At 54.1% G+C, this 17,060-nt stretch carries 15 protein-coding genes; 6 read left to right on the forward strand and 9 right to left on the reverse strand.

From position 1 onward, the window contains the following. The first annotated feature begins 319 nt into the window (after window positions 1-319). Entirely contained in the window at window positions 320-1,003 is a 684-nt protein-coding gene (locus tag M8014_RS06055; RefSeq protein ID WP_271281634.1) for an oligogalacturonate-specific porin KdgM family protein, read from the forward strand. A gap of 169 nt (window positions 1,004-1,172) precedes the next feature. Here M8014_RS06055 and M8014_RS06060 read toward each other — a convergent pair whose 3' ends face one another. After that, the gene (locus M8014_RS06060) at window positions 1,173-2,348 is read right to left on the reverse strand and encodes an oligogalacturonate lyase family protein (protein WP_271281635.1); all 1,176 of its coding nucleotides are present in this window, start codon (window positions 2,346-2,348) and stop codon (window positions 1,173-1,175) included. A 455-nt stretch (window positions 2,349-2,803) separates the two neighbouring features. On the opposite strand from M8014_RS06060, the gene kduI reads away from it, so the two are divergent. From kduI to araE, 3 genes are all read left to right on the forward strand, one after another. Next, a complete protein-coding gene (gene kduI, locus M8014_RS06065; protein WP_271281636.1) occupies window positions 2,804-3,640 on the forward strand; it encodes a 5-dehydro-4-deoxy-D-glucuronate isomerase in 837 nt (278 codons plus the stop codon). A gap of 62 nt (window positions 3,641-3,702) precedes the next feature. After that, on the forward strand, window positions 3,703-4,464 hold the full coding sequence (gene kduD / locus M8014_RS06070; RefSeq protein WP_271281637.1) for a 2-dehydro-3-deoxy-D-gluconate 5-dehydrogenase KduD: 762 nt from the start codon (window positions 3,703-3,705) through the stop codon (window positions 4,462-4,464). Between the two features lie 296 nt (window positions 4,465-4,760). Continuing rightward, window positions 4,761-6,194 carry an arabinose-proton symporter AraE gene (gene araE / locus M8014_RS06075; RefSeq protein WP_271281741.1) on the forward strand — a complete coding sequence of 478 codons (1,434 nt, stop codon included), beginning with the start codon at window positions 4,761-4,763 and terminating at the stop codon, window positions 6,192-6,194. A gap of 484 nt (window positions 6,195-6,678) precedes the next feature. Here araE and M8014_RS06080 read toward each other — a convergent pair whose 3' ends face one another. The 6 genes from M8014_RS06080 to M8014_RS06105 form a co-directional block, all read right to left on the reverse strand. Continuing rightward, window positions 6,679-7,806, reverse strand: coding sequence for an oligogalacturonate lyase family protein (locus M8014_RS06080; protein ID WP_271281638.1), 1,128 nt, complete (start codon window positions 7,804-7,806; stop codon window positions 6,679-6,681). Between the two features lie 78 nt (window positions 7,807-7,884). Continuing rightward, on the reverse strand, window positions 7,885-9,171 hold the full coding sequence (locus M8014_RS06085) for an ABC transporter substrate-binding protein (RefSeq protein ID WP_271281639.1): 1,287 nt from the start codon (window positions 9,169-9,171) through the stop codon (window positions 7,885-7,887). 14 nt (window positions 9,172-9,185) lie between these two features. Further along, complete coding sequence (locus tag M8014_RS06090) at window positions 9,186-10,313, reverse strand: ABC transporter ATP-binding protein (protein WP_271281640.1); 1,128 nt, start codon at window positions 10,311-10,313, stop codon at window positions 9,186-9,188. 12 nt (window positions 10,314-10,325) lie between these two features. Further along, window positions 10,326-11,228, reverse strand: coding sequence for a carbohydrate ABC transporter permease (locus tag M8014_RS06095; protein ID WP_271281641.1), 903 nt, complete (start codon window positions 11,226-11,228; stop codon window positions 10,326-10,328). Beyond that, window positions 11,221-12,111, reverse strand: coding sequence for a carbohydrate ABC transporter permease (locus tag M8014_RS06100; protein ID WP_271281642.1), 891 nt, complete (start codon window positions 12,109-12,111; stop codon window positions 11,221-11,223). Before M8014_RS06100 ends, M8014_RS06095 begins: the two co-directional genes overlap by 8 nt. 435 nt (window positions 12,112-12,546) lie before the next feature. Next, window positions 12,547-12,870: a cupin domain-containing protein gene (locus tag M8014_RS06105; RefSeq protein WP_271267144.1), complete on the reverse strand. Its 324-nt coding sequence runs from the start codon at window positions 12,868-12,870 to the stop codon at window positions 12,547-12,549. A 136-nt stretch (window positions 12,871-13,006) separates the two neighbouring features. Between M8014_RS06105 and M8014_RS06110 the strand changes: the two genes are divergently transcribed. Then, a complete protein-coding gene (locus M8014_RS06110) occupies window positions 13,007-13,702 on the forward strand; it encodes an aspartate/glutamate racemase (protein WP_271281643.1) in 696 nt (231 codons plus the stop codon). On the opposite strand, the gene M8014_RS06115 is transcribed toward M8014_RS06110, so the two are convergent. Then, window positions 13,694-14,614 carry a LysR family transcriptional regulator gene (locus M8014_RS06115; RefSeq protein ID WP_271281644.1) on the reverse strand — a complete coding sequence of 307 codons (921 nt, stop codon included), beginning with the start codon at window positions 14,612-14,614 and terminating at the stop codon, window positions 13,694-13,696. The genes M8014_RS06110 and M8014_RS06115 overlap by 9 nt on opposite strands. A 120-nt stretch (window positions 14,615-14,734) precedes the next feature. On the opposite strand from M8014_RS06115, the gene lysA reads away from it, so the two are divergent. Further along, complete coding sequence (gene lysA, locus M8014_RS06120; protein ID WP_271281645.1) at window positions 14,735-15,997, forward strand: diaminopimelate decarboxylase; 1,263 nt, start codon at window positions 14,735-14,737, stop codon at window positions 15,995-15,997. Here the strand turns inward: lysA and M8014_RS06125 are convergent. After that, complete coding sequence (locus M8014_RS06125; protein ID WP_271281646.1) at window positions 15,967-17,004, reverse strand: LacI family DNA-binding transcriptional regulator; 1,038 nt, start codon at window positions 17,002-17,004, stop codon at window positions 15,967-15,969. The genes lysA and M8014_RS06125 overlap by 31 nt on opposite strands. Between the last annotated feature and the right edge of the window lie 56 nt (window positions 17,005-17,060).

A 17,060-nucleotide genomic window follows, 5' to 3' on the forward strand; every position in this document is an offset into this window, starting at 1 on the left:
TTGATATACATCAAAATATAAGCCTCCATTTATGGAGGCTTATTCTTTTGTGACTCCTGTCATATTTTTACCTCTCTCAGTACATTCTTAAGATTTCTATTCATTCTAAACGTAATCACTCTCATTTGAATAATGGATTTGTGTGATCGCGATCGTTTTAATCCCCCTTAAGACCCCTCTTTTGTTGATGACAGTCACGCCCTGCCTTGCCAAAAAAAATGAAACAAATAATTTCGATCAGGATCACTAAAATTACGTTTATTAAAAAATAAAATGCAGTTCCATAAAAACGAAACGTAATTTTAATTGAGGGTTTTTCATGTTTAAGAAATCTCTGGTCCTCGCTTCACTTATTGGCGCATCTTTCGCAGCTCAAGCTGTAACCGTCGATCTGCGTCACGAATACATCGATACTGGCACCAACGCCGACCGCGTGTCGGTATCGCATCGTTTTGATAATGGTTTTGGCTTCTCTGTCGAAGCTAAATGGAAATCGGGTGGCGATAAAACTGACCAGCCGTTCTCAGATATGGTAGGTAACGGCCACGAAGATCAGATCAGCTGGCGCTGGAAAGCAGATAAAAATATCTCTCTGACTCCGGGCTTTACGGTAGAAAGTAAAGAGAGCAATACGATTTATAAACCCTTCCTGCAAGCGCAATACAGCTTCGACAATGGTTTCTACATTTCCGGTCGTTACCGCTATGAATACACCCGTTATCCTTCTACTCCTGACAGAGAAGATGACAAAGTTAACCGCGGCGATGCGTGGGTAGGTTGGGTGATGGGCGACTTCCGTACCGAGCTGAACTATGTTTACGCGAAAAGTTCCGAAGGCAACATCCGTAATAACAACAAAGATTACTCCCAGGAATATAACGTCAAGCTGGCGTACAAACTGGATAAAAACTGGTCCCCGTATACCGAAGTGGGTAACGTGGGTGTGAAAACCACCGACGAGCGTCAAACCCGTTTCCGTGTCGGCGTAGCGTATTCCTTCTAATAAAAAGTCATACCTCTCCGGGATTAACCGGCTCAGATGAGCCGGTTTTTTTTATGCCCGCAATATATGCCCTTCCTGGTACTGTCTTCATTATTTGTCAGGGAGCGCGGGCCAAAAAAAAGCCCTCCATAAAGGAGGGCAAGGCCAGTTACAGAAACACAAACTTTTATTACTCACGCAACAGTTCAGGTTGCTCAGGAAGTTTCGCGATATAGAGCGCAGGCTTGCCGTCTTTATCGGAACTAAACAGAACCGCTTTATCATCCGGGGTAAAGGATGGATGCGGATGGGTCACCTGGCGGCTATTGGCCACCGTTGCCCAGGAGGTATCGTGACGGGCGATGCGGAAGTAAGCTTCCTTCGCCACATCGAAGGCGTACAAATACGGGTCGTTATCGATGGTGTAACCGCTGGTGTCTTTCACATCCACCGGCGTACCGGAACCATCGCCCACCAGCATCGTGCCGTCGAAGTTACTCATCAGGTGAGAACAGGCTGGCATCTGCATAACGGCTTTGTTGACACCGGTATCCGGATTGAAACTGTAAATAGTGCGACCTTGCTGACCCTTCAGGTACGAAACATACATCAGCGATGAGCCGTTCGGCACCCAGAATTCATGGGTGCAGCTTTCACCTTCCGCGTGCTCTTTCACTTTACGCACGTTGCTACCGTCTTCATTCACCATCCACATGCGCGCGTCGACCAGATCGTGCGGGCCTTCATGGCAGAACGCGACGGTGCTGTCGTCAAACGGACGGTAGATCGGGTGGCCGAGCCAGTTTTTCTCTTCGTGGATCACGCTGCTTTCACCGGTCTGCAGATCTACGCGCAGCAGACGACAGTGCGGGCCTTTATGGAAGAAGTCGTGGAAGATTTTCCAGTCGTTCAGCGGCGTCCAGTCGCTTTTCGCAATTTCGATCCCCACCAGCTTGGTGCAGTCGCTGTTTGCCACCCAGGTGCCATAGCCGACCCACTCATCGCTGACGCGATACACTTCGCGCTCAACCAGAGTGGTGAGATTGACTTCCAGCAGGGTGCGATCATTCTTAACGTAGTAGAGCGATTTATCATCCGGGGACAGGAAGCCGCCAAAAGTGTTGTCGCCTGAGCCTTCGGTCAACTGCACCGCTTCAGCTTTATTCACGTCGAGAAGATAGTAGTTCCAGTGACCGTCGAATTCCCCGGCGAAAAGCAGATGGCTGCCATCGTTAAAAAAACACTTCTGATAGAAGTAGTTACGGTGACAGGTTACTTCAGGGGGGGTCAGGCGGGTAATTTCCACGCCTGTATCCGGATCGCGGCTGACGTCATAGTTCAGTTTGACCCGCATACCTTTTGCCATGATGCACTCCTTGAATTCGACGGCAGGGATCGCCCTGCGGTCCGATCGATAAAATATGAGTTTAAAAACTGGGTGTTAAAATATCAAAACATCGTTTCAATGTGTGTGACTGGTGGCGCACTTCTGAAGGAAAAGCCAGTCTTCAGCGGAATGTTTTTTAGCAGACTTCGTAAAAGTGTTCCCCAATGACATTTTTGATGATTTTTATAAGATACTGTTTTTAATTGTGATTTTAAGCTACCCATTAAGTATCAATCGTGGAGGCTGTTCGTCAATCCCCTAACAATCGTGATCCGAACTGCATTTTTGACAATAACAAACAGAAAAAGTGAAACAACGTTTTAAATGTAATTGAAAACCTATTTCACAGCAGATAATATGTGTCCATCAAGAAAACGGAACGTCGTTTTGTAAATTATCCTGGTCGTTAAGGCCGATTAATTCTGGAGGTTAATGTGGAAGTCAGACAAAGCATCCACAGTGCGCATGCGAAAACGCTGGATACCCAGGGGCTGCGTAATGAGTTTTTAGTCGAGAAAGTGTTTGTCGCGGATGAGTACACCATGGTGTACAGCCACATTGACCGCATCATTGTCGGCGGCATCATGCCGGTGGCCAAAACGGTTTCTGTCGGTGGCGAAGTGGGCAAACAGCTTGGCGTCAGCTTCTTCCTGGAGCGTCGCGAGCTGGGTGTGATTAATATCGGCGGCCCGGGCACCATCACCGTTGACGGTCAGTGCTATGAAATCGGCGCACGCGATGCCCTGTATGTGGGTAAAGGCGCGCAGGAAGTGGTCTTTGCCAGCGTCGATAGCAGCAAGCCAGCGAAGTTCTACTATAACTGCGCCCCGGCACACACCACCTATCCGACCAAAAAAGTGACCCCTGCGGATGTTTCTCCGGTCACGCTGGGTGACAACCTCACCAGCAACCGCCGCACCATCAACAAATACTTCGTTCCTGATGTGCTGGAAACCTGCCAGCTCAGCATGGGTCTGACCGAGCTGGATCCGGGCAACCTGTGGAACACCATGCCGTGCCATACCCATGAGCGCCGCATGGAAGTGTACTTCTACTTCAATATGGAAGAAGACGCCTGTGTATTCCATATGATGGGTCAGCCGCAGGAGACGCGCCATATCGTTATGCATAACGAGCAGGCGGTCATCTCCCCAAGCTGGTCAATTCACTCAGGCGTAGGTACGCGTGCCTATACCTTCATCTGGGGCATGGTTGGCGAAAACCAGGTCTTCGATGATATGGACCACGTGGCCGTCAAGGATCTGCGCTAGTCGCGGACAGTTAAGCATAAACTTGCCTGTTCGTTCAGGCGCCGAAAGACTAAGGAACAAAAATGATTCTGGATGCATTTTCTCTGCAGGGTAAAGTTGCGGTCGTTACGGGTTGTGATACCGGTCTGGGCCAGGGTATGGCAGTGGGTCTGGCCGAAGCGGGCTGTGACATCGTCGGTATCAACATCGTTGAGCCGCAGGAGACCATCGAGCGCGTGACCGCGCTGGGCCGTCGTTTCCTGAGCCTGACCGCTGACCTGCGTAAAATCGACGCGATCCCTGAACTGCTGGAGCGCGCGGTGGCTGAATTCGGTCATATCGACATTCTGGTCAACAACGCTGGCCTGATCCGTCGTGACGACGCGATCAACTTCAGCGAGAAAGACTGGGACGACGTGATGAACCTGAACATCAAGAGCGTGTTCTTCATGGCGCAGGCTGCTGCGAAGCACTTCATCGCGCAGGGCAACGGCGGCAAGATCATCAACATCGCGTCCATGCTCTCCTACCAGGGCGGCATCCGCGTTCCGTCTTACACCGCATCTAAAAGCGGCGTAATGGGCGTAACCCGTCTGATGGCGAACGAGTGGGCGCAGCACAACATTAACGTGAATGCGATCGCACCGGGCTACATGGCGACCAATAACACCCAGCAGCTGCGTGCTGACGAAGAGCGCAGTGCGGCAATCCTTGAGCGTATCCCTGCGGGTCGTTGGGGTCTGCCAAGTGACCTGATGGGGCCGGTGGTATTCCTGGCCTCCAGCGCGTCTGACTACATCAACGGCTACACCGTAGCGGTTGACGGTGGCTGGCTGGCGCGTTAATTCTCGCCCCTGCCGAAAGACCTCTGCCCACGGGCGGAGGTTTTTTTTGCCCGCAATTATCCATTGTCCATATGATGAAAAGAGAAAAATCCATAGGTGTTTTAGTGAAATGACCTTCATCACAAATATATTGTTTATAAATTAGGTGATTAACAAATAGTGGTGATTATTCATCCTGAGTTGAAATTGTAATGTCCATCACAGAACGACACCTGCCAGCCAATAAATCCATATCTTCACGTTATACGCCCTGACACTTTCTCTGGCTTTCTCGTAATTTCGTTTAACGTCTTACGCTGTTCAGGCAGGAAAATATGACATCTATCAGCAACGCTACTTTTATGCCCCGCGCCCTTCGCGATACCCGAAGGATGAACCAGTTTGTTTCCATTTCCGCTGCGGTGGCCGGTTTACTGTTTGGGCTGGACATCGGCGTCATTGCCGGTGCGCTGCCTTTTATTACCGATCACTTTACGTTAAGCAATCGCCTGCAGGAGTGGGTGGTGAGCAGTATGATGCTGGGCGCGGCATTGGGGGCCTTGTTCAATGGCTGGCTCTCATTCCGTTTGGGCCGAAAATACAGCCTGATGGTGGGCGCCATTCTGTTTGTGGCCGGCTCGTTGGGCTCTGCGTTTGCCACCGGGGTTGAGGCGTTACTGCTTTCGCGCGTGCTGCTCGGCGTGGCCGTGGGGATTGCCTCCTACACCGCACCGCTTTATCTCTCGGAGATGGCGAGCGAGAACGTGCGCGGCAAAATGATCAGCATGTACCAGCTGATGGTGACGTTGGGTATCGTGCTGGCCTTTCTTTCGGATACGTATTTCAGCTACAGCGGCAACTGGCGCGCGATGCTGGGCGTGCTGGCGCTGCCGGCGGTATTGCTGATTGTGCTGGTCATCTTTTTACCCAACAGCCCACGCTGGCTGGCGCAAAAAGGGCGTCACGTCGAAGCGGAAGAAGTGCTGCGGATGCTGCGCGATACCTCTGAGAAAGCGCGTGAAGAGCTGAACGAGATCCGCGAAAGCCTCAAGCTCAAGCAGGGCGGCTGGGCTTTGTTCAAAATCAACCGCAACGTGCGCCGGGCGGTATTTCTCGGCATGCTGTTGCAGGCGATGCAGCAGTTTACCGGTATGAACATCATCATGTATTACGCGCCACGCATCTTCAAAATGGCCGGCTTCACCACCACCGAACAGCAGATGGTCGCTACGCTGGTGGTCGGGCTGACCTTTATGTTCGCCACCTTTATTGCGGTGTTTACCGTCGATAAAGCGGGCCGTAAGCCCGCGCTCAAAATTGGGTTTAGCGTGATGGCGCTGGGGACGCTGATCCTCGGGTATTGCCTGATGCAGTTTGATAATGGTACCGCCTCCAGCAGTTTATCCTGGCTGTCCGTGGGGATGACGATGATGTGCATTGCGGGTTACGCCATGAGTGCCGCCCCGGTGGTGTGGATCCTGTGCTCTGAAATTCAGCCATTAAAATGCCGTGACTTCGGGATTACTTGTTCCACCACCACCAACTGGGTGTCGAACATGATCATCGGAGCCACATTCCTGACCTTGCTGGATTCTATCGGCGCAGCGGGAACCTTCTGGCTTTATACCGTGCTGAACGTGGTATTTATCGGGATCACCTTCTGGCTGGTTCCAGAAACCAAAGGCGTGACGCTGGAACACATCGAACGCAAGCTGATGAGCGGGGAGAAGCTTCGCGATATCGGCCTGTAGCGGGTTGCAGGACCACCCTCTCCCCGTGGGTTGAGGAATCCCCAGTAATTTTCTTGTTCTAAAAGCAAAAGAGGGGTTACAGGATATTAAGAGACTTACAGCGATTGATTGGTCCGGCTGAAAATCGCCGAAGCGTTTCCTGTAGGCCGGGGCGAGGCGCAGGGATGCGCCGAGAGGGCGTGACCTACATGGATGTAGGATCACGCACGACCCGAAAGCCGAAAGGAATAAGCTGAGGGCATCGCGTAGCGACGATTTTCTTGCCGGGAGCCCGGGTTGCCAGGGCGGCGGCGATTGAGCCGCCATGGCACGTTCACCGGTTCGGTCATTCCAGAGAAGCAATGAACGTAAAGTGAACGGAACCACCACCGAAGCCGCATGCTCCCCCTCACCCCAACCCTCTCCCTGAATGGAGAGGGAGCCGACCGTGCCAATTTTTTTGTGGGGATCCCTCAGCCCCGTGGGGGAGGGTGGAGTGAGGGCATCAGACCGCAACGAGGTACAGCGCAGGCATCCCTTCTTCATCCGACGTATACAGCACCCACTTATTGTCCGGCGAAAACGACGGGTGCGGGTGCGTCACCTGACGATCGCCGTCGAGCACTTTCCAACTGGTGTTATGCTGACACACCGCAGTTTGCGTACCCTTGTTGATGTCGAACACCCAGATAAACGGATCGTTCAGGCTGATATCACCGGTGTTGTGCGGAGCGCCATCGCCGACAATCAGCGAACCGTCGTGGTTACTCATCAGATGGGAGCAGGGCGGTATCGCCATCAGCTGGCGGTTTTCCAGCGTCTGCGGATCGGCGCTGAACAGGTAGCGCTGTGGATCGTTCTCTTTGTGCGCCACGTAATAAAGCGCAGACCCGTCCGGCACCCAGAATTCGTGGGTAAAACTTTCGCCCGCTGCGTGCTGGCGCACCTTACGCAGGTTGCTGCCGTCTTCGTTAATCAGCCACATCCGCGCATCAATCGCATCGCGGGGGCCTTCGTGGCAAAACGCCACCGTATTGTCGTCGAACGGACGGTAAATCGGGTGCCCGAGCCAGCGTTTTTCCTGCAGCATCACCCGACGTTCACCGGTTTGCAGATCGATATTGATTAAGCGGCATTCCGGGTTGGTGAAGTAAAAATCGCGGAACTTGCGCCAGTCGGTGAGCGGCTGCCAGTCGCTTTTTTTGATCTCAATGCCCACCAGCTTTGTGCAATCGCTGTTCGCCACCCAGGTGCCGTAGGCGACCCAGTCGCTGTCGACCTCATACACCACGTGCTCTTCCAGGCTGTCGAGACTGACGCGCCTGAGCTGATGACTCTCTTTTACGTACCAGAGCGATTGATCGTCAGCCGAGAGGAAGCCGCCAAAGGTATTGTCCCCGGCACCGTCGGTCAGCTGGGTGGCTTGTTGTTTGGCGATATCCAGCAGGTAGTAGTTCCAGTGGCCTTCAAACGCGCCGCCAAAAATCAGCTTGCCGCCATCGCGGGTAAAACATTTCTGATAGAAGTAATTGCGGTGACAAATAATGTGCGGGGGCGTCATCCGTATAACGTCGTGTCCGGTAATGCTGTCCTGACGCGTGCGAAATGACAGCGGGATGATTTTGCCTTTCATTTTTCAGTCCTTTTGTGACCCTTCAGATAAAAAAATACCCCGCCGCCGAAGCGCCAGGGTATTGATATAAGACCGTAATTAGCGCATTGCGCGTTTCAGGATACGTTCAGCCTGACGCTGGAAGTCGGCTGCGGCTTCTTCCACGGTTTTCTGACCGTAGTCGATGTACTGCAGAGAGGTACCGAACTGGGCAACGATCTGCGGATCGTCAAAGTATGGCGATACGGAAAGTTTGGTTGGCAGAGACTGCGCCAGACGCAGGCCCGCAACCGCCGGATCGCTCTCTTTGATGGCGCCGCTTTCAGTCAGGTATTTCACCGCCACTTTGCTCAGCGGTACGCCACGCTCCAGACCCAGGGTCTCAACGCCTTCTTTGCTGTTCAGCAGGAAGTTAATCACTTTCGCTGCAGCTTCCGGGTTTTTAGTCGATTTACCAATTGAGAGCATCTGTGCAGGTTTAAAGAACAGGCCCGCATCGGTTGCACCCGGCAGCATTGGGTAGCTGCCCAGCTCCAGTTTTGCTGGTGGCTTCAGGTTATCGGAGTATTTTTTGATGGTGGAGTTCCACATGTAGGTACCGCCCCATTCACCCTCGATCCACGGCTTCATCTCGTACATGTTGCTCTTACCGAACGACGCATAGTACTTGGTGTCCGGCATCACGTGGCTATCAACCAGTGATTTATAGGTCTGGAAGAACTCAACCCACTGCTCTTTGCTCCAGGCGAGTTTTTTCGCTTTCTCGTCGACCGCAGGCACGTTGTACTTCTGAATCATGTAAGAGTTCAGCAGCGCCAGCGTATCCTGGTGCTCCAGCACCACCGGATAGTACTGTTTGCCCAGCTTGCCTTCGAAGGCTTTACCGGCGGCTTTCAGCTCATCCCAGGTTTTCGGGTATTCAACGCCCGCTTTTTTCCACGCTTCATCGTTGAAGTAGAACACGCGCGCGGTCACGGAGATTGGGATCCCGTTCAGCTTGCCGTCAACGGTGGTGGACTGCAGCTCTTTCGGATCGAACTGGCTCAGGTCGATCACGTCCTTCATTTTGTTCAGGTCGTAGAAGCCGTCGCCGGTTTTGGAGAAGATCGGCAGCCAGTTCCAGTTAGTCTGCATCACGTCCGGCTCGGTGCCACCCGCAATCTGGGTGGTCAGGCGAGATAAGTGACCATCCCAGCCGGTATATTCCGCTTTCACGGTGATATCCGGGTTCTGTTTGTGGAACTCTTCCAGCGCTTTCAGTGTGACCTGGTGACGGCCGTTGCCGCCCCACCAGGACATACGTAAATCAACATCTTGCGCCATCGATGGCAAAGCAGTAAGGCCCAGAGTGGCGGAGATTGCTGCGCTTAAAAGCACTTTTTTCATTTTTATAACTCCAGTTAGAGAGAGATGTTCTGTTCAGTTTTCGCGTCAAAGATATGACACTTATGCATGTCGAACGTAAAGTACACCTTACGGTGAAGGCCTTTGTTAATCATCGGCTTAGCTTCATCGGAAGGAATTCGGGCAGTCAGTTCGTACTCGCCAACTTTCAGGTAAACGAAGAATTCGTGTCCCATGTTTTCGGCGCGAACCATCTCGCCGCTGCAGCCGCCTTGTGCGAATGGCTCATCGGAGATCGACACAAAGTCCGGGCGAATGCCGTAGAACATGTCTTTATCGGCGTAGCTGGCGACTTTCTCTTTCAGCTCTGCGCTTAACGGCATGGTCTGATTGCCAATGGTCAGAGACAGCTGACCGTCCTGCTGCACCAGTCTGGTGGCGCGGATGTTCATTTCTGGGGAGCCGATAAAGCCGGCAACGAACATGTTTTTTGGTCGGTGGTACAGGTTGTCCGGGGTATCCACCTGCATGATATGGCCGAGCTTCATCACGCAGATGCGATCGCCCATGGTCATCGCTTCGGTCTGGTCGTGCGTTACGTACACGGTCGTCGCCGGTTTGCCGGAGGCTTTCAGCTGCTTGTGCAGGTCAGAGATACGAATACGCATCGAGGCGCGCAGCTTCGCATCCAGGTTCGACAGGGGTTCATCGAACAGGAACACGTCTGGCTTTTTCACAATCGCACGGCCTACGGCCACACGCTGCGCCTGACCACCGGAGAGCTGGCGCGGCAGACGATCCAGCAGCTCATCCAGCTCAAGGATTTTGGCCGCTTCGTTAACCTGTGCTTCGATCTGCGCTTTTGGCAGCTTGCTCAGCTTCAGACCAAAGGCCAGGTTTTCACGTACTGTCATGTGCGGATACAGCGCATAGTTCTGGAACACCATCGCAATCCCGCGCTCTTTTGGCGCGAGGTTGTTGACGATTTTGTCGCCAATGCGGACTTCGCCGCCGCTGATGGTTTCCAGGCCGGCCAGCATACGCAGGGTAGTGGATTTGGCGCAGCCGGACGGACCGACAATCACCATGAATTCACCTTCAGCGATTTTCAGGTCGATAGCATGTACCGCTTTGAAGCCGTTGGAGTAAACCTTTTCCAGTTTGTTGAAGATAACTTCAGCCATGATATTTCCCTCTTAACCTTTAATTCCGCTGCTGGTTACGCCCTGTACGAAGTAGCGCTGTGCCAGGAAGAAGACAATGATAGATGGCAGAATGGAGATGCTCGCCATTGCCAGAATTTCGTTCCACGGGGCACCTTCGGTGACGTCGATGGACATTTTCAGAGCCAGTGCAATCGGGTATTTATCCACGCTGTAGACATAAATCAGCGGCCCGATAAAGTCGTTCATAGACCACATGAACTGGAACAGTGCGACAGAGATGATGGCCGGTTTCAGAATCGGCACCACCACGTACCACAGCACCTGGATAGAGTTACAGCCGTCGATCTGCGCCGCTTCTTCCATGTCACGCGGTACGCCGCGCAGGAACTGAATCAGCATGAAGACGAAGAACCCTTGGGTGGCAAACGCCAGCGGCAGGTACAGTGGCATGTAGCTGTTGAGCATGCCCATTTCACGGAACATCAGGTACTGTGGGATCAGCAGTACGGTACTTGGCAGCAACATGGTGGTAATCAGCGTCGCGAACCAGAATTTCTTCCATGGGATCTCGAAGCGGGCAAAACCGTACGCCACGATGGTGGAGGAGATAATGGTCAGGATCACTTTCGGGATCACATACTTGAAGGTGTTCAGCATGTAATGACCGAAGTTGTACTCGGTACCGGTTTTCCAGCCGTTGATAAAGCCGTCCCAGGTGGCATGTGCAGGCCACAGCCCCAGGGTAGTGAAGATCTCGTGGTTCGGTTTGAACGACGCCGAGAACATCCACACCAGCGGATAGAGCATCAGCAGACCCACAAACAGCAGGATCACATAGCGAATAGCGGCGTTGATTTTTTCACGGCGCAGCGTGCGCGCCACTTCACGTTCTGCGATGCTTCTCGCCTCGGAGAGTTGTTGAATATCAGCCATTTTTGCCTCCCTTATCGGCGGAGTAGAACACCCAGTATTTCGAAGACTTGAAGGCGATAGCGGCAAAGACAGCGACTACCAGGAACAGGATCCAGGCCAGTGCGGCGCCGTAACCCATATCAAAGTACTTGAATGCGGTGTCGTAAATGTACAGCGAGAACAGGTAAGTGGAGTAAGTTGGTCCACCGCCGGTAATAACATAAGGTCCGGTAAATTCCTGGAACGCCTGCGTGGTCTGCATGATGAAGTTGAAGAAGATAACCGGCGTAATCAGCGGCACGGTCACTTTCATGAACATCTGCCATTTGGACGCACCGTCGATCATCGCGGCTTCGTACTGAGACTGCGGTACGTTTTGCAGCGCGGCCAGGAAGATCACCATCGCAGAACCAAACTGCCAGACGCGCAGCAGGGTGACGGACATCAGCGCCAGAGACGGTTCGCCAAGCCAGTTCACCGCGTCAAAACCAAACACGGCAAGGAAGCTGTTAAGCAGGCCATCAATCGCAAACAGGGCGCGCCACAGAACGGCAATGGCGACGGAGCTGCCGAGGATCGACGGAATATAGTAAGCGGTACGGAAGAAGCCGATGCCGCGCAGTTTAAAGTTCAGAACAAACGCAATGCCCAGTGCAAATGCCAGTTTTAACGGGATGGTTAAAAAGACATAGGCAAAGGTCACGCCCATGGATTTCCAGAAGAGGGTGTCTTCTGTAAACATGTAGCGATAGTTCTCAATGCCGTTAAATACCGGCGGGCTCATCAAGTCGTAATCAGTAAAACTGAGAAAGAAAGATGATACGAAGGGGAAGGCGGTAAAGAGTATCAGCCCTATTATGTAGGGTGATATCCACGCCAGCCCCAGCATCTTGTTTTCATTCATACATACCTACCTGGTAATTAATGGTTTAAAACGGAAATTTGCCCGGTGTCGCAATTTTTTAAAACTTATGAACCATCGTTTTCAAATTGTAAAACATCGTTTTAATTTATTTTATTCTGATTTCAATCGGCGTCATTCTATAAATAGTGGAAATGTGATCGAGGTCGAAACAGCGTTTCAATAAGGTGAGATGCGTGGCATTTTTAGCGGTGTATGGGGAAAGGCACTGAAAAAAAACCGGCAAAAACAACGGTCAGAGCCCAAGTATTCTGGGAGTTATGGCCAACAGTTACAAACGACTAATATTGGTAGCAATTTGGTAACATCAGAATAAGTAGCAACGAAATGATTAGTAACTTGAATTGTTGTTCAGCGGAATGATGAGTGGCTAAGGTCAGAGGCTAAAAAGGCGATGCCTGCGCATCGCCTGATTTTTTATTTCAGGAAGTCTTCGCGAACCGGGGTAAAGGTATCCAGCAGCGTACCGGGCTTCAGGCACACGCAGCCGTGCATGATATGCGGCTGCTTGTACAGCGTATCGCCAGCGGTGACAACGTGCTTCTCTTCACCGATGGTGAATTCGAATTCGCCGGATAAAACATAGGTCAGCTGCTCGTGCGGGTGGTTATGCATCGGGCCTACTGCGCCTTGTTCAAAATTGACTTCTACCGCCATCATTTTGCCGTCATGCGCCAGAATTCGACGTGAAACGCCATTGCCGAGATCTTCCAGAGAGGTCTCTTTGTGGAAAATAAACATGCCTGTGTCCTTTTTATAGTGAAACGATGTTTCATTTAATTTATCCCAGACGCGGGTAAAAGGAAATGTGGAAACAGAGAACTGGAAACTCGATCACAAGTTTGCTTCACTGGGGAAAACCGCAACGGAGAAAGAGATGAAAACGATCGGCCTGCTGGGAGGAATGAGCTGGGAATCCACCATTCCTTATTATCGTCTGATTAACGAAGGGATAAAACAACGCCTGGGCGGGCTGCATTCGGCAAGCCTGATCCTACACAGCGTCGATTTTCACGAGATTGAAGCCTGCCAGTCCAGCGGTGACTGGGATAAAGCCGGGGAGATCCTCGCCAGTGCCGCGCTGGGGTTACAGGGGGCAGGGGCGGAGGGTATTTTGCTCTGCACCAACACCATGCACAAAGTGGCGGAACAGATTGAGTCGCGCTGTTCGCTGCCGTTCCTGCATATCGCGGATGCTACCGGCCGGGCCATTACCGCCACCGGCATGACTCGCGTAGCGCTGCTGGGTACCCGCTACACCATGGAGCAGGATTTCTACCGCGGGCGGCTGACGTCGCAGTTTGCCATTGAAACCCTGATACCAGACGAAGCCGACCGGGCGCGCATCAATCAGGTGATCTTCGACGAGCTGTGCCTCGGCACCTTCAGCGACGCCTCGCGCCGTTATTACCTTGAGCTGATCCAGCAGCTCGCGGATCAAGGAGCAGAAGGGGTGATCTTCGGCTGCACCGAAATTGGCCTGCTGATCCCGGCGGTGGAAAGCCCGATCCCGGTGTTTGATACGGCCGCGATCCACGCCGCCGATGCGGTGGAGTTTATGCTCTCACGCTAACAGCTGTTCCAGCGGGCGGGTAAAGGCACCAAGACCCGCTTGCAGATGCTGGCTAAAGGTGTCGACCAGCGCCGAGGCCGGGCGGTGCAGGGGGCGGATCAGGCTGACCGTGAACGGCACCGAAATACTGAACCGGCGGGCAACGATCCCGCTGTCGGCATAATCCAGCGCCGTCAGCGGATTCACCACCGAAATCCCCACCCCGGCCCGCACCATCGCGCAGATGGACGCCGCGCTATGGGTCTCCACCACCATCCGTCGTTTAATCTGATGCTCGGCAAACAGCGAGTCCAGCAGCTGCCGGTAGCTGTCGGTGCGCGACAGGCTGATGTAGTTCTCGCCGTGAAAATCCGCCGGGGTCAGCACCGCTTTTTCCGCAAGCTTATGCCCGGCAGGTAAAACACAAACTTCATCCAGCGACAGCAGCTCGTGACGTGTGGTACCCGCCGGGGTCGCGAGGGTTTCGGTCAGGCCTAAATCATGGCGCTGGGCCGAGAGCCACTCCTCCAGCAGGGGCGACTCCTGGGGCACAATCGTCAGGTTCACGTCCGGGTAGCGGGCCAGAAACGGCTGCAACAGGGCGGGTAAAAACGACTGGGAAAAGACCGGCAGGCAGACGACGGACAGCTCGCCCTGGCGAAACTCGCGCAGGCTGTCGGCGGCGCTGACGATGCGGTCCAGCCCGTACCAGGATCGCTGTACCTCTTCGAACAGCCGCAGCCCCTGCACTGTGGGATGCAGGCGTCCGCGCGTGCGCTCAAACAGGGTCAACCCGATAACCTTTTCAAAGCGCGCCAGCTCGCGGCTTACCGTCGGCTGCGAAGTGCGCAGCAGGCGTGCGGCTTCGGTCAGATTACCGGCGGTCATCACGGCGTGGAAAATCTCAATGTGGCGTAAGTTTACAGCGGGCATAGTCGCAACCTGTCTGAGCAGAATCCATATCATTTTTGCATAGACTGGCGATAAAACGATATTTTTTATTCCCTTCGCACTGTGGCGTAATCATAAAAAAATAGCCTCCCGGAGAGCACCATGCCACGCCCGCTGAACAATACCGACACCGACCTGAATGCCGACAATCTGCTGCGCCTGCCTGCTGAGTTTGGCTGCCCGGTATGGGTGTACGACGCACAGATTATCCGCGAGAAAATTGCGGCCCTGCATCAGTTCGACGTAGTGCGTTTTGCCCAGAAAGCCTGCTCTAACATCCACATTCTGCGCCTGATGCGCGAGCAGGGCGTGAAGGTGGATTCCGTGTCGCTGGGTGAAATCGAGCGCGCGCTGGCCGCCGGATACGATCCAAAGATCGACGGCGATGCAATTGTCTTTACCGCCGATCTGATCGACAGCGCGACGCTGGCCCGGGTCCATGAACTGCAGATCCCGGTGAATGCCGGTTCAGTAGATATGCTCGAGCAGCTGGGTCAGGTGTCACCGGGCCATCGCGTCTGGCTGCGCGTTAACCCAGGCTTTGGTCACGGCCACAGTCAAAAAACGAACACCGGCGGCGAAAACAGTAAGCACGGGATCTGGTACAGCGACCTGCCGGCGGCGCTGGAGGTGCTGCAACGCTATAACCTGACGCTGGTGGGCATTCACATGCATATCGGCTCCGGCGTGGATTACGGCCATCTTGAGCAGGTATGCGGTGCGATGGTGCGCCAGGTGATTGAGTTTGGTCAGGATCTGGAGGCGATCTCCGCAGGCGGTGGCTTATCGATCCCGTATCGCGAAGGGGAAGAGGCGATCGACACCGATCACTACTATGGCCTGTGGAACGGCGCGCGCGACAAAATCGCCGCCCACCTGGGTCATGCGGTGAAGCTGGAGATCGAGCCGGGTCGTTTCCTGGTGGCTGAATCGGGCGTGCTGGTGTCACAGGTGCGCAGCGTGAAGGCGATGGGCAGCCGTCACTTCGTGCTGATCGACGCGGGCTTTAACGATCTGATGCGCCCGTCAATGTACGGCAGCTATCACCACATTTCGGCGCTGGCCGCCGACGGTCGTGATTTAACCCAGGCACCGCGCGTAGAAACCGTAGTGGCAGGCCCGCTGTGCGAATCCGGGGATGTCTTTACCCAGCAGGAAGGCGGAAAAGTGGAAACCCGCGCCCTGCCAGCGGTTGCGCCGGGGGATTATCTGGTGCTGCACGATACCGGCGCGTACGGGGCGTCCATGTCCTCGAACTACAACAGCCGTCCGCTGCTGCCGGAAGTGCTGTTCGATAACGGCGCGGCGCGTCTGATTCGCCGTCGCCAGACCATTCAGGAACTGCTCGCCCTCGAACTGTTCTGAGAAAACCAGGGTCCCGTCGCCACCGAATCGCGTAATACCAGCGTGCCGGTGAAGGGCGGGATCGCCTCGATCGGCTGACTGCTCGCCAGCCGAATCGCCTGATCGATAGCGGTAGTGATCATATTGTCGATCGGCAGATAGACCGTCGACAGAGCAGGCTCCAGCCACTTCGCGCACGGCGCATCGTCAAAACCAAACAGCGACACGTCCTGCGGAATATGCAGCCCGGCCTGGTGCAGCGCCTTTGAGGCCCCCAGCGCCATATCATCGTTGCAGGCAAACAGCGCACTGAACGACACCTTTTCGTTAAGCAGCTCCTGACACAGCTCATACCCTCGGGTCATGCCCGCATCGCCATACTTCACCCGGCTCTCATCCCAGGCAATGGCATGTTTTTCCAGCGCCTGGCGGTAGCCCATCAGGCGCGCCTTGCCGGTCGGGGTGTGGATGGGGACGGTCATGCAGGCGATCTCCCGATGGCCCTGGCTAATCAGGTACTCCACCGCTTTAAAGGCGGCGTCCTGCTGCTCGAAGAACACGCAGCGCTCTCGCGCCTGGCTGACGTCGCGGTTGATCACCACCAGCGGCATCGAGACGCTGTTGATAAGCTTCATGATCGCCTTTTCGCTCATAAAGCGGGTATACAGCACAATGGCGTCGCACTGGCGATCGGCCAGAATCTGCACGGCTTCTTCTTCCCGCTCCGGGGTATCGTGCCCGTCGGTGACAATCAGCTGCTTACCGTGTGATTCGGTCTGGCGAGAAGCCTGCTGCAGCAGGCGGCCAAAGTAAAAACCGTTGAAGGTCGACACCACCAGCCCAATGCTGTTGCTGGTGCGGTTCGCCAGCGAGCGCGCCAGGAAATTAGGGCGATAGCCCAGCTCTTCCATCGCGCGAAAGACCTGCTGACGCGTACTCTCTTTGACCTGACCCGTGCCGTTCAGTACGCGCGACACCGTGGCTTTCGACACGCCCGCGCGCAGTGAGACATCCAGCATTGTTGCCATTGATTATTCCTGCTTCCCCGTTATGCCCGGCAGTTTATCACAGACGGTCTGGCGCA

The organism is Silvania hatchlandensis (assembly GCF_025564065.1).
Lineage (GTDB): Bacteria > Pseudomonadota > Gammaproteobacteria > Enterobacterales > Enterobacteriaceae > Enterobacter > Enterobacter hatchlandensis.

Bases quoted from the DNA above. Each gene is read 5' to 3' on its own strand.
- M8014_RS06100 (WP_271281642.1), bottom strand. From the start codon at position 12,111: ATGAATGAAAACAAGATGCTGGGGCTGGCGTGGATATCACCCTACATA.
- lysA (WP_271281645.1), top strand. From the start codon at position 14,735: ATGCCACGCCCGCTGAACAATACCGACACCGACCTGAATGCCGACAAT.
- M8014_RS06095 (WP_271281641.1), bottom strand. From the start codon at position 11,228: ATGGCTGATATTCAACAACTCTCCGAGGCGAGAAGCATCGCAGAACGT.
- M8014_RS06125 (WP_271281646.1), bottom strand. From the start codon at position 17,004: ATGGCAACAATGCTGGATGTCTCACTGCGCGCGGGCGTGTCGAAAGCC.
- M8014_RS06060 (WP_271281635.1), bottom strand. From the start codon at position 2,348: ATGGCAAAAGGTATGCGGGTCAAACTGAACTATGACGTCAGCCGCGAT.
- M8014_RS06110 (WP_271281643.1), top strand. From the start codon at position 13,007: ATGAAAACGATCGGCCTGCTGGGAGGAATGAGCTGGGAATCCACCATT.
- kduD (WP_271281637.1), top strand. From the start codon at position 3,703: ATGATTCTGGATGCATTTTCTCTGCAGGGTAAAGTTGCGGTCGTTACG.
- M8014_RS06090 (WP_271281640.1), bottom strand. From the start codon at position 10,313: ATGGCTGAAGTTATCTTCAACAAACTGGAAAAGGTTTACTCCAACGGC.
- M8014_RS06080 (WP_271281638.1), bottom strand. From the start codon at position 7,806: ATGAAAGGCAAAATCATCCCGCTGTCATTTCGCACGCGTCAGGACAGC.
- M8014_RS06105 (WP_271267144.1), bottom strand. From the start codon at position 12,870: ATGTTTATTTTCCACAAAGAGACCTCTCTGGAAGATCTCGGCAATGGC.
- M8014_RS06085 (WP_271281639.1), bottom strand. From the start codon at position 9,171: ATGAAAAAAGTGCTTTTAAGCGCAGCAATCTCCGCCACTCTGGGCCTT.
- M8014_RS06055 (WP_271281634.1), top strand. From the start codon at position 320: ATGTTTAAGAAATCTCTGGTCCTCGCTTCACTTATTGGCGCATCTTTC.
- M8014_RS06115 (WP_271281644.1), bottom strand. From the start codon at position 14,614: ATGCCCGCTGTAAACTTACGCCACATTGAGATTTTCCACGCCGTGATG.